The sequence below is a fragment of the Microbacterium sp. SL62 genome (genome assembly GCF_026672635.1).
Classification (GTDB): Bacteria; Actinomycetota; Actinomycetes; order Actinomycetales; family Microbacteriaceae; genus Microbacterium; species Microbacterium testaceum_A.
The window spans coordinates 1,281,371-1,293,650 of sequence record NZ_JAPPRM010000001.1 but is presented as its reverse complement, the minus strand read 5'-3'; the positions used below and the strand labels follow the sequence as shown (position 1 = coordinate 1,293,650).

Below are 12,280 nucleotides of genomic sequence, written 5' to 3'. Positions count from 1 at the left end.
GCCCGGGGGCCGCTCGGACTCCTGGTCCGAGCGACCGCGGTTGTGATCTCAAAGGGCCTCAGGCCCGGGGCCTTACGGCGAGCTGGGCGAGGTGACCTTCAGCGAACCCGAGACGATCTGCTCACGCAGCGCCGACAGCTCGTCGGTGAGGCCGGCGGGCAGCGTGAACTTCGAGTTGAAGTCGGCCAGGCCGACGCCGTCGTTCTCGAGCGTGCCGACGTAGGGGGTCACGTCGAAGTCACCCTTGGCCGCCTGCGTGACCGAGTCGTACACGGCGGTGTCGATGCGCTTGAGGATCGAGGTCAGCACCAGGTCCGACACGTTCGGGTCGGCCTTGGCGAGGTCGGAGTCCACACCGAGCATGACGCTCTTCGAGCCGCTGTCGCGGATCGCATCGGCGGCGCTGCTGTAGATCGGGCCACCGACGGGCAGGAGCACGTCGACACCCTGGTCGAGCAGACCCTGAGCAGCCTGCTTGGCCGCGTCGTTGGCGGCGAAGCCACCGGTGAACGAGCCGTTCTGCGCGGCGACGTCCCAGCCGAAGGTCTGGACGCTGGCGCTCTTGTCCTCGTCGTACTTCTTGACGCCGTCGACGAAGCCGTCCATGAAGATCGTGACGGGCGGGATCGGGATGCCACCGACGGTGCCGACCTTGTTCACGCCGTTCTCAGCCGAGTAGGCGGCGGCGGCGTAGCCACCGAGGTAAGCGGCCTGGACGGTGTCGAACAGCAGCGGCTTGATGTTCGGGGCGTCGGTCTTGCCGTCGTTGTCGGTGTCGGCACGGTCGTCGATGATCGCGTACTGCAGGTTCGGGTTGGCCTTGGCCGAAGCGACGGTGTCGGCGCTGAGCTTGAAGCCCACCGCGACGATGAACGTGCAGCCCTCGGCGACGAGGTTCTCGAGGTTCGGGGCGTAGTCGTTCGCCGAGCTGGACTCGACCTCGATCGCCTTGACGCCGAGCTCGCTCGCCGCCTTGTCGATGCCTTCCTTGGCCGACTGGTTGAACGAGCGGTCGTTCCACCCACCGTCATCCGAGATGATGCAGGGGGTGAAGCCCTCGACGATGTCTCCCCCGGCAGCAGCGGTCGAGCCGTTGCTCTCGGGCGCAGCGCCGCAACCGGCGAGCAGCACGGCGGCGCCGAGCATGGCGAGACCGCTGACGACGGCCTTCTTCGTGGTCTTCACGAATGGTCCTCCAAGACGGATGCCCCCAACGGGTTTGAGGGACGATCCCGTCACGTTACCTACTGTGTCGCCGCGCTTGCGTGCCGGGAGCCCCCGCTCGCGGCAATGGTTACAAAGACGCAATCTCGCGTCACGCCACCGCCACACACCCGGACATGCACGAGACCGGATGCCACGAGGTGTGGCATCCGGTCTCAGAGGCGATCAGGGGACGGGCGCCTAAAGGACGTCGCCGCGACCGGTGAGCTTCAGCGCGTCGACGACGCCCTTCACCCGCTGGGCGTTCTCGCTCGTGGTGACCAGCAGCGCGTCGGGGGTGTCGACGACCACGATGTCGCGCACGCCGATGAGGCTGATGACGCGCTTGGTCTGCGAGACGACGATGCCACTGGAGGCATCGGAGAGGACGCGGGCGTCCTCACCCAGGATCGCGAGCTCGTTGCGCCCGCCGGAGGAGTTGAGCTTCGACAGGCTCGCGAAGTCGCCCACGTCGTCCCAGTCGAAGTGGCCGGGGATGACCGCGAGGCGTCCCTTCTCGGCGGCCGGTTCGGCGACGGAGTAGTCGATCGCGATCTTCTTCAGCCCCGGCCAGATGCGGTCGACGGCGGGGCCGCGACGGTCGCGGTCGTCCCAGGCCTCGGCCAGTTCGAGCAGGCCCGCGTGCAGCTCGGGCTCGTTGACGGCGAGTTCGGCGAGGAGCACATCGGCACGCGTGATGAACATGCCCGCGTTCCAGAGGTACGCGCGGTCGGCGAAGTACTCCTTCGCGGTGTCCAGGTCGGGCTTCTCCACGAAGCGTTCCACCAGGTAGGCCTCGGGAGCGCCGTCGACGATGAGCTCACCGGCCTGCTTGATGTAGCCGAACCCGACCGATGCTTCGGCGGGCTGGATGCCGATCGTGCAGATGTACCCCTCGCGGGCGACCGCGACGGCCTGACGCACGGCGAACTCGAACTGGCGAGTCTGACGGATGACATGGTCCGCCGCGAACGATCCGATGATGACGTCGGGCTCTCGGCGGACGAGGATCGCCGCGGCGAGGCCGATGGCCGCCGAGGAATCACGGGGCTCCGACTCGAGGAAGACGTTGTGGTCGGGGACCCCCGGGAGTTCCCGCTCGACGGCCGCCCGGTGCGCGCGACCGGTGACGACCGCGATACGCCCCTCGCCGGAGAGCGGGGCGAGCCGGTCCCACGTGTCGCGCAGCAACGTCTGACCCGAACCGGTCAGATCGTGGAGGAATTTCGGAGCGTCGGCACGGGAGAGAGGCCAGAGGCGGCTGCCGATCCCGCCGGCGGGGATCACGGCGTAGAAGTCGTCGATAACGGGGTCTGCCATGGCCCCGACCCTAGCGGTCGCACCTGCGAACGCACGGGAGGTCGAGGCGGCGCCCACGGAGGGGTGAAAGGCATCCGATTTATCTCGATGTCGAGAGAGTGTTAGGCGACCCTCATCCCCGCCGTTCATAGCCCGGCCGTAGTATTCAATGGCGCCCGTGTGACGCTCGGGGCCCATGCGAGGCCCCACACCGTGTTCGATCAGGGAGGACGACCGTGTCAGCACCAGCACGTGCCACGCCGTCGGTGAAAGAGACCACCTCGAAGAGGCCCCGCGGCACTCTGTACCGGGGCCGCGAAGGAATGTGGTCGTGGGTGCTTCACCGCATCACCGGTGTCGCCATCTTCTTCTTCCTCCTGGTGCACATCCTCGACACGGCGCTCATCCGCGTCTCACCCGAGGCCTACGACGCCGTCATCGGCACCTACAAGAACCCGATCATGGGTCTCGGCGAGGTGGCCCTGGTCGGTGCGATCGCGTACCACGCGTTCAACGGCCTGCGCATCATCCTCGTGGACTTCTGGCCGTGGGCCACGCGCCACCAGCGTCAGCTGTGGTGGGGCGTTCTGGGCCTGTGGGTCGTCACGATGCTCGGGTTCACCCCGCGCCACCTGATCAACGTCTTCAGCGCCGTCACCGGGAGCCACTGATGTCCGTCGCCCAAGAAGCCGCCACGATCCCCGCCCCCCGCACGCCCAGCGTGCGCAAGAAGGGCTCCAACCTCGAGAAGTGGGGCTGGATCTACATGCGCGCCTCCGGCGTGCTGCTGATCGTCCTGATCTTCGGCCACCTCTTCGTCAACCTGATGACGGGCGAGGGCATCCACCAGATCGACTTCGCGTTCGTCGCGGGCAAGCTCGCCTCGCCGTTCTGGCAGTGGTGGGACGTGCTGATGCTCTGGCTCGCCCTCATCCACGGTGCCAACGGCATGCGCACGATCGTCAACGACTACGTCGGCAACGCGACCGTCCGCAAGATCCTCGTCGGATCGCTGTGGGTGTCGGCCGGATTCCTGATCCTGCTCGGCACGCTCGTCGTCTTCACCTTCGACCCCTGCCTCGGTGTGACCGAGAGCAGCTCCCTGTGGGACGTGTGCCAGGCGGCGTGAGCCGGCGGCATCCCTTCTCTCCCCTGACAGCAGAGGTATTGCACACGTGAGCACTCAGACCAGCTCGGACTCGATCGTCAAGGACGGCGTCCACTATCACCAGTTCGACGTCGTCATCGTCGGCGCCGGCGGCGCGGGCATGCGCGCGGCCATCGAGGCCGGCCCCGGCGCGAAGACCGCCGTCATCTCGAAGCTCTACCCCACGCGTTCGCACACCGGTGCGGCGCAGGGCGGCATGGCCGCAGCGCTGGCCAACGTCGAAGAGGACTCCTGGGAGTGGCACACCTTCGACACCATCAAGGGCGGCGATTACCTCGTCGACCAGGATGCCGCCGAGATCCTCGCCAAAGAGGCCATCGACGCCGTCATCGACCTCGAGAACATGGGCCTGCCGTTCAACCGCACGCCCGAGGGCAAGATCGACCAGCGTCGCTTCGGCGGACACACCGCCGACCACGGCAAGACGCCCGTGCGCCGCGCCTGCTACGCCGCCGACCGCACCGGCCACATGATCCTGCAGACGCTGTTCCAGAACTGCGTCAAGCTCGGCATCAACTTCTTCAACGAGTTCTACGTGCTCGATCTCATCACGGTGAAGGACGCCGCCGGCAAGACCCAGGTCGCCGGTGTCGTCGCCTACGACCTGGCGACCGGCGAACTGCACGTCTTCCAGTCCAAGGCCGTCGTCTTCGCGACCGGTGGGTTCGGCAAGATCTTCAAGACCACCTCCAACGCCCACACCCTCACCGGTGACGGCGTCGGCATCGTGTGGCGCAAGGGTCTGCCGCTCGAGGACATGGAGTTCTTCCAGTTCCACCCGACCGGTCTCGCCGGTCTCGGCATCCTTCTCACCGAGGGTGCTCGCGGTGAGGGCGCGATCCTGCGCAACGCGAGCGGTGAGCGCTTCATGGAGCGGTACGCCCCCACCATCAAGGACCTCGCTCCCCGCGACATCGTCGCGCGCTGCATGGTGCAGGAGGTGGCCGAGGGCCGCGGCGCCGGTCCCCACCGCGACTACGTGCTGCTGGACTGCACGCACCTGGGCGCCGAGGTGCTCGAGACCAAGCTCCCCGACATCACCGAGTTCGCCCGCACCTACCTGGGCGTCGACCCGGTGGTCGAGCCGGTGCCGGTCATGCCGACCGCGCACTACGCGATGGGCGGCATCCCGACCAACATCAAGGCCGAGGTCCTCGCCGACAACGACACCGTCGTCCCGGGCCTCTACGCCGCCGGTGAGTGCGCGTGCGTCTCGGTGCACGGCTCGAACCGCCTGGGCACCAACTCGCTGCTCGACATCAACGTCTTCGGAAAGCGCGCCGGGCGCAACGCCGTCGAGTACGTCAAGACCGCGGACTTCGTGCCGCTCCCCGAAGACCCCGCCGCCGAGGTGCGCGGGCTCATCGAGGGTCTGCGCTCCAACAGCGGCACCGAGCGCATCGCGGTGCTCCGCAAGACGCTGCAGGACGAGATGGACAAGGGCGCGCAGGTCTTCCGCACGCACGAGTCGCTGGCCCACGTCATGGACGTGATCGCCGACCTGCGCGAGCGCTACAAGAACATCCACGTCGACGACAAGGGCAAGCGCTTCAACACCGACCTGCTCGAGGCCGTGGAGCTGGGCTTCCTGCTCGACCTCGCCGAGGTCGTCGTCTACTCCGCGCAGAACCGCGAAGAGAGCCGTGGCGGTCACATGCGCGACGACTTCCCCACGCGCGACGACGAGAACTACATGCAGCACACCATGGCGTACCTGTCGGGCGACCCCCACTCGTCGCACCCCGCCGATCACATCGAACTCGGCTGGAAGCCCGTGGTGTTCACCAAGAACGAGGCCGGGGAGCTGCGCTACCCGCCGCTGGAGAGGAAGTACTGAGATGGCATCCACCGTCATCGAACAGGTCGACACCTCGGACGAGGTCGCCGAGACCCCCGAAGACACCGGGATCCAGTCGTTCCTGGTCACCTTCAACATCCGCCGCTTCGACCCCGAGGTCGACGACGAGCCGCGCTGGGTCGACTACGACGTGGAGCTCTACTCCACCGACCGCGTGCTCGACGCGCTGCACAAGATCAAGTGGGAGGTCGACGGCTCGCTGTCGTTCCGCCGCTCCTGCGCGCACGGCATCTGCGGATCGGATGCCATGCGCATCAACGGCCGCAACCGCCTCGCCTGCAAGACGCTCATCAAGGATCTCGACATCTCGCAGCCGATCTACGTCGAGGCCATCAAGGGTCTGCCCCTCGAGAAGGACCTCATCGTCGACATGGAGCCGTTCTTCGCCTCCTACCGCGAGGTTCAGCCCTTCCTCATCTCGAACTCGAAGCCCGAGGCCGGCAAGGAGCGCGTGCAGTCGATCGTCGACCGCGAGGTCTTCGACGACACCACCAAGTGCATCCTGTGCGCCGCGTGCACCTCGTCGTGCCCCGTGTTCTGGACCGACGGTCAGTACTTCGGCCCCGCCGCGATCGTCAACGCGCACCGCTTCATCTTCGACTCGCGCGACGACGCGGGCGATGTGCGCCTCGACATCCTCAACGACAAAGAGGGCGTGTGGCGCTGCCGCACCACCTTCAACTGCACCGAGGCGTGCCCCCGCGGCATCGAGGTCACCAAGGCCATCGCCGAGGTCAAGCAGGCCGTCCTCCGCGGCGGTCGCTGACCCTCAGCCTCTCGAACGGCGGGTGCGCCCGATCCCTGAGCTCGTCTCACGGGGCCGGCTCCCCCGCCGTTCGGCGTTCCCGCCCTCCTTCCGCGCGCGAGTCGCCGAGATCCGTCGCTTACGGCGTGGCCGAAGCGACATCTTCCGGCGACTCACGCGGGGGAAAAAGGGGACGGATGCCGTGGCTCCGCGGAACGGCCGAGGCTGCGGCATCCATTCATTAGGCTTTTCCGGTGACCGATCGCCGCCACGACCCGCGGCCGCTGCCCGCGGTGCGCGACGACGACACCTCGCTGCGCGAACGCCTCGAGGCGGCGCAGACGGCCGTACGCGAGCGGTTGGACGAACCCATCGCCCGTGCCGCGAAGATCGCGGAGTGGTTCCCGATCCGCGTGTGGCGGCACTTCCTGCGGCACAACGGCTTCCTGCTCGCCGCCGGCATGAGCTACCAGGCGCTCTTCGCCGTGTTCTCGGCGCTGTACCTCGCGTTCGCCGGCGTCGGAATCTGGCTGGGCGGCAGCAAGACGGCGATCGACGGGCTCATCCACATCGTCAACAGCTACATCCCCGGGATCATCAGCGAGAACGGCCTGGTCAAGCGCGAGCAGGTCGAAGCCGTCGCCCAGGAGAGCGGTCGACTGCTCACCATCACGGGCATCGTGGCCGTCGTCGTGGTCGTGTGGACGGCGATCGGCTTCGTCACCTTCACCCGCCGCGCCGTGCGCGACACGTTCGGACTGCCCTTCGACCTGCGCAACTACGTGCTGCTGAAAGCCCGCGACCTCGTCGCGTCGATCCTCTTCGGCATCGCCCTGCTCGTGGGCGCACTGCTCGGCTCGATCACCACCGGCGCCGTCGATCTCGTGTTCGGGCTGATCGGGTGGGATCGCGAGACGCTCGGCTGGTCGATCGGCGCACGGATCGTGTCGCTCGTCGTGGCCTTCGGCGTGAACACCGTCGCGCTCGCGTCGCTCTTCCGGTTCCTCACCGGCACGACCCTCACCTGGCGTCGCGCCTGGCCGGGGGCGCTCGTCGGCGCGACCGGCATGGTGGTGCTGCAGGTCGCCGCGGGCTTCCTCTTCGTCTACACACCCTCGAACCCGCTGCTGGCCACCTTCACCGTTCTGATCGGATTCCTGCTGTGGTTCCGCTTCATCGGCATCGTGATCCTCGTCTCGGCCGCCTGGATCGCCGTCGCCGCCGGAGACCGCGACGTGCCTCTCCGGTCTCCCGAGGACCGACTCGCGATGGAACAGGCCGCCCTCGTCATCGCCGCCCAGGTGGGCGTGCGTGAGGCGCAGAAGGCACTCGCTCTCTCGCACTGGCCGTGGCGGTGGCGGGCCCAGCGCAGGCTGAATACGGCGGAGAAGCAGCTGGCACGGGCGCGGGCCGACGTCCCGGCACCGCGTCGGGTGTCCCTCATTCCGGACTGATCCGGCGGCAGGCGCTGTCGGATGGAGCTCTCTCGGTGGGCGCTCTGTCTGCGGGCGCTCTGTCTGTGGGCGCTCTGTCTGTGGGCGCTCTGTCTGTGCGCGCTCTGTCTGTGGGCGCTCTGTCTGTGCGCGCTCTCTCGGCGGGCCCGATGTCGGAGCTCGTCGGTAGGCTCGTCGGGTGGCTCGTTCCGTGCGTATCGTCTCCGTCAACGTCAATGGCATCCGTGCCGCCGTCCGCAAGGGCATGGTCGAGTGGCTCGACGCCTCGGGCGCCGACATCGTCACTCTGCAAGAGGTGCGGGCCACCGCCGACCAGCTCGCCGAGGCCCTCCCCGGGTGGGAGATCGTCAACGACGAGGCCCTCGCGAAAGGCCGCGCGGGAGTCGCCATCATCAGCCGTCTGCCCGGCGTCGAGACCCGCACGCACCTCGGCCCCGAGCCGCTCGACGCGTCGGGGCGCTGGATCGAGACCGACTTCGACATCGACGGCGAGACCGTCACCATCGTCAGCGCCTACGTGCACAGCGGCGAGGTCGACACCCCCAAGCAAGACGCGAAGTGGCTCTTCCTCGACGCGATGGAGCGTCGCCTCGCCGAGCTGAAGTCCGAGCGCGAGCTGGCCCTCGTGACCGGCGACCTCAACGTCGGCCACCGCGAGCTCGACATCAAGAACTGGCGCGGCAACCGCAAAAACGCCGGGTTCCTCCCGCGTGAGCGTGCGTACTTCGACCGCTTCTTCGGCCCCGCGGGCGAGCAGGTCGAGGGCGTCGACGGCTCCACCGGCACCGGCCTCGGCTGGATCGACGTGGGCCGCCGCGCCATGGGCGAGGTCGACGGCCCGTACACGTTCTGGTCGATGCGCGGCAAGGCGTTCGACACCGACAGCGGCTGGCGCATCGACTACCACGTCGCCACGCCCGCCCTGGCCGAGCGCGTGACGTCGTACCGGGTCGACCGCGCCCCGTCGTACGACACCCGGTGGAGCGACCACTCCCCCGTCATCGTGGACTACACACTCGGGCGCTGACACCGAGGGCTTCCCCGAGGACGCGGGGCGCCCGCGGCCCGGGGCGCGCGGGTGTCCGGCCCGGAGCGTCGGGGTGTCCGGCCCGGGGCGCGTCAGGCCCGGGACACCGGCATCCGGGTCGTCCTGCGCCGAGGGCGGTGTCCCAGATCGCCCGGCGGGCCGGGTGTCGGCATCCGGAAACCGCTTCGACGGCAGGAACGTCCCGCGCACGCCGCCTAGGATCGTACGGTGACCACCGAGCGCCTCTACTCCGGAATGCAGCCCTCCGCCGACAGCCTTCAGATCGGCAACTACATCGGGGCTCTCCTGCAGTGGCGCGACCTCCAGGACCAGTACGACGCCTTCTTCTCGGTCGTCGACCTGCACGCCCTGACGCAGCCCGGCGACCCCGCCGAGCGCCGCGAGAAGACCCGCCGCACCGCCGCCCAGTACATCGCCGCCGGCATCGAGCCCTCGCGCTCGACGCTGTACGTGCAGTCTCACGTGCCCGCGCACGCCGAGCTGCAGTGGGTGCTGTCGACCCTCACGGGCTTCGGCGAGGCCGGGCGCATGACCCAGTTCAAGGACAAGTCGGCCCGCTACGGCACGGACGCCACCAACGTCGGCCTCTTCACCTATCCGGTGCTGATGGCCGCCGACATCCTGCTGTACCAGACCGACGTCGTGCCCGTCGGCGACGACCAGAAGCAGCACATCGAGCTCACCCGCGACCTCGCCGAGCGCTTCAACCAGCGCTTCGGCGAGACCTTCACGGTTCCCAAGCCCGTGATCCAGCGCGAGACCGCGCGCATCTACGACCTGCAGAACCCCACGGCCAAGATGTCGAAGTCGGCCGAGTCCGACGCGGGCGTCCTGTGGCTGCTCGACGACCCCAAGGTCAGCGCGAAGAAGATCATGCGCGCCATGACCGACTCCGAGGGGTCAGTGCGCTTCGACCGCGAGACCAAGCCCGGCGTGTCGAACCTGCTGGTCATCTACTCGGCCCTCACCGGCCGCGAGATCACCTCGATCGAAGACGAGTACGCCGGCCGCGGGTACGGTGACTTCAAGAAGGGCCTCGCCGAGGTCGTCGTGAACGAGTTCGAGCCGGTGCGCGCGCGGGCCAGGGAACTGCTCGACGACCCCGCCGAGCTGGACCGCGTGCTGGCCGTGAACGCCGGCAAGGCGGCATCCGTCGCCGAGAAGACCCTCACCGACGTGTACGACCGGATCGGTCTGCTCCGCCGCGGCTGATCCTTCGTCTGTCCGACGCCCGCACGACTCGCCGAGTCGTGCGGGCGTCGTCGTTTCGGGGGCGGGTGGCAGGCCTCCCGAGGCCCGATTGCGTCCGACTGCCGTCGGAGGAAGCCCGTCCTCGGGCTCCCCGGACACAGCGCAGGAGCCCCGCGCCTCTGCCCCCGCCCCCCTCGCGACCGCCCCCACCGGTCGCCACGCGAGCGATTCTCCTGCGCTGCGTCAGGGAGACGCCCTCCCCGCCGAGGAGAAATCGCCCAGTAGGCGATTGAGGAACTGCAGCCGGATCCGCACGTCATCGAGACCGATCGCAGGAGATTGGCGCTCTGAGTGGGGCTCACATCCCCTTTGCGGTTGCTGGAGTCCTGTCTTCCTGCGTTACGTCTCAGCAGGCACGCCCGACTGTCATCTGCTGAGCCGAGCGGGGTGCTGCCGAAGGCCGGCAACGGCGCGCGCGAGGATCTCAGGCTCGGTAAAGATCAGCCTCGCGGAGGGACGCAGGACCACGTAACCGCGTTCAGCCAGGCGCAGGTCGCGCAATCTGTCACGCTCTTGCGCCTCCCACCCACCGTGATGAGCGCGACTGTCGCATTCGACGACGATCCAGTCATCGACCAGGAGGTCAACTCGCCCGACTCCGTCGATCTGTACCTGAACGCGAACGTCGAAACCGTTCCCACGCAAGAGAAGGCGGGCAATCGTTTCGGAACCCGTCTCTGCGCGAGCATCGGTGAGGGGTCGGAGTACCTGATATCGAGCCGAGAGGAGCTTGAACACCTCCGCAAGACCATCCGCGTCGATCGCACCGGTGAATAAGGCGCTGTCGAGTGTCGCGATGGCGGCGCGAGGAGGCTGACAACGAACCGCAGCCGCGAGAGCCTCAACGATGGGGACGGTGTGGAGGCTGCCCGCGGCGCACGCGCGCCAGTGGACGACGACCCCCTGAGAACCGGACAGTCGGGTTCGGCGGGAATGGGGCGACCTCAGCCGCGAACGCTCCGGCTCGACCTGGACGTGCAGGCCGTTCGGGTCGAGAACGAAGATGCCCGCTTCAGCGATGGCGGAAACGCAGTCGAGTCGACCGCCGACACGCTGCGCTGCTCGAACGGCTCGCGGCGCTGTGCCATCGAGGTAGACGTTCCGACGGGCGCGCACCAGCACCCCCTCGGCCAGCGCCGAGCGCACCTCGGCCCGGGTCGCCCCCGATGCGCGCAAGTCGGCGTAGGTCAGCGTGTGGTCGGGTTCGATACCTGGAAAGGAAAGTGAGGTCATTCCGCACACAGTGGACGTGTCCGTCCGCGGTGTTCCGGGAATTCGGCTCGGGCGGGAACAACTCGCGCGGCGACGCCGATGGGGAGAAGCCTCGCCACAGCGCAGGAGAAGCACCTCGCGTCGCCAACGATGCCGGTGTCATTGCCCTTTTGCACCGTGAACGTCCTGCGTTGTGTCTGTTGAGGCTCGCGCCGCGCCGGACCGGTCACCGAGCTCTCGCCGGGTCGGGCTAGCCCGCCTGTGCGCGGTGCCGGGCACGACGCAGGATTCTCTCGGGCAATCCGCGACCCATGGCGTGTGAGGGCGCGGAACGGGCGGATAGTCCTGCGTTGTGCCGCAGTACGGAACTGAGGTGCGGGGGTCCCCCGGCCGATTGACGGACGCGGCCACCTCCACCTCCACCTTCACCGCCCCCGGTAGCGTGGCCGGATGGAACCGGAGATCCTGCGCACCGCCCGCCTCGAGCTGTCGGCGCCGCGCGAGAACGACGTCGCGGCGATCCACGCGGAATGCCAGGATGCCGCGATCCAGAGGTTCACGACGGTGCCTGCGCCGTACCTCCCCGAGGACGCGGAGACGTTCGTCGAGCTGACGCGCGGGTGGTGGGCAGAGGGGTCGGAGGCGACCTGGGCGATCCGCCTCGAGGGGCGACTCGTCGGCATGGTGGGCCTGGCGAAGCTGCCCTCCGGCGGTCCCGAGATCGGATACTGGGTGTCGCCGAGGGTGCGTGGGCGGGGGCTGGCGACCGAGGCCGCGCGCGCGGTCGTCGACTGGGGCTTCGCGCCCGAGCGTCCGGCGATAGAGCGCATCGAGTGGCGCGCGGTCGTGGGCAATGCCGGCTCGGCAGGCGTCGCGCGGGCGCTGGGATTCCGCTACGAGGGGCTTCTTCGGCACGCGCACGTGAACTCCCTCGGTCGTTCCGATCTCTGGGTCGGAGGGCTGCTGCGCGACGACGACCGCGCGCCCCAGCCCTGGCGGGTGCTCGAACCCTGACGCAAGGCCCCGCGCCGATGTCGGAGGT

General features: G+C 68.5%; 11 protein-coding genes. 8 read left to right on the top strand and 3 right to left on the bottom strand.

What is annotated here, in order from left to right:
- Positions 1-72: 72 nt before the first annotated feature.
- Positions 73-1,146: a BMP family lipoprotein gene (locus OVA26_RS06095; RefSeq protein WP_056228365.1), complete on the bottom strand. Its 1,074-nt coding sequence runs from the start codon at positions 1,144-1,146 to the stop codon at positions 73-75.
- 258 nt (positions 1,147-1,404) lie between these two features.
- Positions 1,405-2,523 carry a mannose-1-phosphate guanylyltransferase gene (locus OVA26_RS06090; protein WP_268103441.1) on the bottom strand — a complete coding sequence of 373 codons (1,119 nt, stop codon included), beginning with the start codon at positions 2,521-2,523 and terminating at the stop codon, positions 1,405-1,407.
- A 215-nt stretch (positions 2,524-2,738) separates the two neighbouring features.
- Between OVA26_RS06090 and sdhC the strand changes: the two genes are divergently transcribed.
- From sdhC to trpS, 7 genes are all read left to right on the top strand, one after another.
- Positions 2,739-3,173 carry a succinate dehydrogenase, cytochrome b556 subunit gene (sdhC, locus tag OVA26_RS06085; protein WP_013583715.1) on the top strand — a complete coding sequence of 145 codons (435 nt, stop codon included), beginning with the start codon at positions 2,739-2,741 and terminating at the stop codon, positions 3,171-3,173.
- The gene (locus OVA26_RS06080) at positions 3,173-3,631 is read left to right on the top strand and encodes a succinate dehydrogenase hydrophobic membrane anchor subunit (protein WP_056226744.1); all 459 of its coding nucleotides are present in this window, start codon (positions 3,173-3,175) and stop codon (positions 3,629-3,631) included. The genes sdhC and OVA26_RS06080 overlap by 1 nt, the downstream gene beginning before the upstream one ends.
- A 46-nt stretch (positions 3,632-3,677) precedes the next feature.
- Positions 3,678-5,507 (top strand): succinate dehydrogenase flavoprotein subunit, encoded by a 1,830-nt coding sequence (gene sdhA / locus OVA26_RS06075; protein ID WP_268103440.1) that lies wholly within the window; start codon positions 3,678-3,680, stop codon positions 5,505-5,507.
- 1 nt (position 5,508) lies between these two features.
- Positions 5,509-6,294, top strand: a complete 786-nt coding sequence (locus tag OVA26_RS06070; protein ID WP_144782429.1) for a succinate dehydrogenase iron-sulfur subunit — start codon at positions 5,509-5,511, stop codon at positions 6,292-6,294.
- Between the two features lie 233 nt (positions 6,295-6,527).
- Positions 6,528-7,727 (top strand): YihY/virulence factor BrkB family protein, encoded by a 1,200-nt coding sequence (locus tag OVA26_RS06065; protein WP_268103439.1) that lies wholly within the window; start codon positions 6,528-6,530, stop codon positions 7,725-7,727.
- A gap of 178 nt (positions 7,728-7,905) precedes the next feature.
- Positions 7,906-8,754, top strand: coding sequence for an exodeoxyribonuclease III (locus tag OVA26_RS06060; protein ID WP_268103438.1), 849 nt, complete (start codon positions 7,906-7,908; stop codon positions 8,752-8,754).
- A 228-nt stretch (positions 8,755-8,982) separates the two neighbouring features.
- On the top strand, positions 8,983-9,987 hold the full coding sequence (gene trpS / locus OVA26_RS06055) for a tryptophan--tRNA ligase (protein ID WP_268103437.1): 1,005 nt from the start codon (positions 8,983-8,985) through the stop codon (positions 9,985-9,987).
- Between the two features lie 405 nt (positions 9,988-10,392).
- On the opposite strand, the gene OVA26_RS06050 is transcribed toward trpS, so the two are convergent.
- The gene (locus OVA26_RS06050) at positions 10,393-11,259 is read right to left on the bottom strand and encodes an endonuclease domain-containing protein (protein ID WP_268103436.1); all 867 of its coding nucleotides are present in this window, start codon (positions 11,257-11,259) and stop codon (positions 10,393-10,395) included.
- Positions 11,260-11,688: 429 nt separating this feature from the next.
- Between OVA26_RS06050 and OVA26_RS06045 the strand changes: the two genes are divergently transcribed.
- A complete protein-coding gene (locus OVA26_RS06045) occupies positions 11,689-12,252 on the top strand; it encodes a GNAT family N-acetyltransferase (RefSeq protein WP_268103435.1) in 564 nt (187 codons plus the stop codon).
- The last annotated feature ends 28 nt before the right edge of the window (positions 12,253-12,280 follow it).

What these genes read in the sequence shown, in the direction of transcription:
- OVA26_RS06090 (WP_268103441.1), bottom strand. Translation starts at nt 2,523, where the DNA reads ATGGCAGACCCCGTTATCGACGACTTCTACGCCGTGATCCCCGCCGGC.
- OVA26_RS06045 (WP_268103435.1), top strand. Translation starts at nt 11,689, where the DNA reads ATGGAACCGGAGATCCTGCGCACCGCCCGCCTCGAGCTGTCGGCGCCG.
- OVA26_RS06095 (WP_056228365.1), bottom strand. Translation starts at nt 1,146, where the DNA reads ATGCTCGGCGCCGCCGTGCTGCTCGCCGGTTGCGGCGCTGCGCCCGAG.
- OVA26_RS06050 (WP_268103436.1), bottom strand. Translation starts at nt 11,259, where the DNA reads ATGACCTCACTTTCCTTTCCAGGTATCGAACCCGACCACACGCTGACC.
- OVA26_RS06070 (WP_144782429.1), top strand. Translation starts at nt 5,509, where the DNA reads ATGGCATCCACCGTCATCGAACAGGTCGACACCTCGGACGAGGTCGCC.
- OVA26_RS06080 (WP_056226744.1), top strand. Translation starts at nt 3,173, where the DNA reads ATGTCCGTCGCCCAAGAAGCCGCCACGATCCCCGCCCCCCGCACGCCC.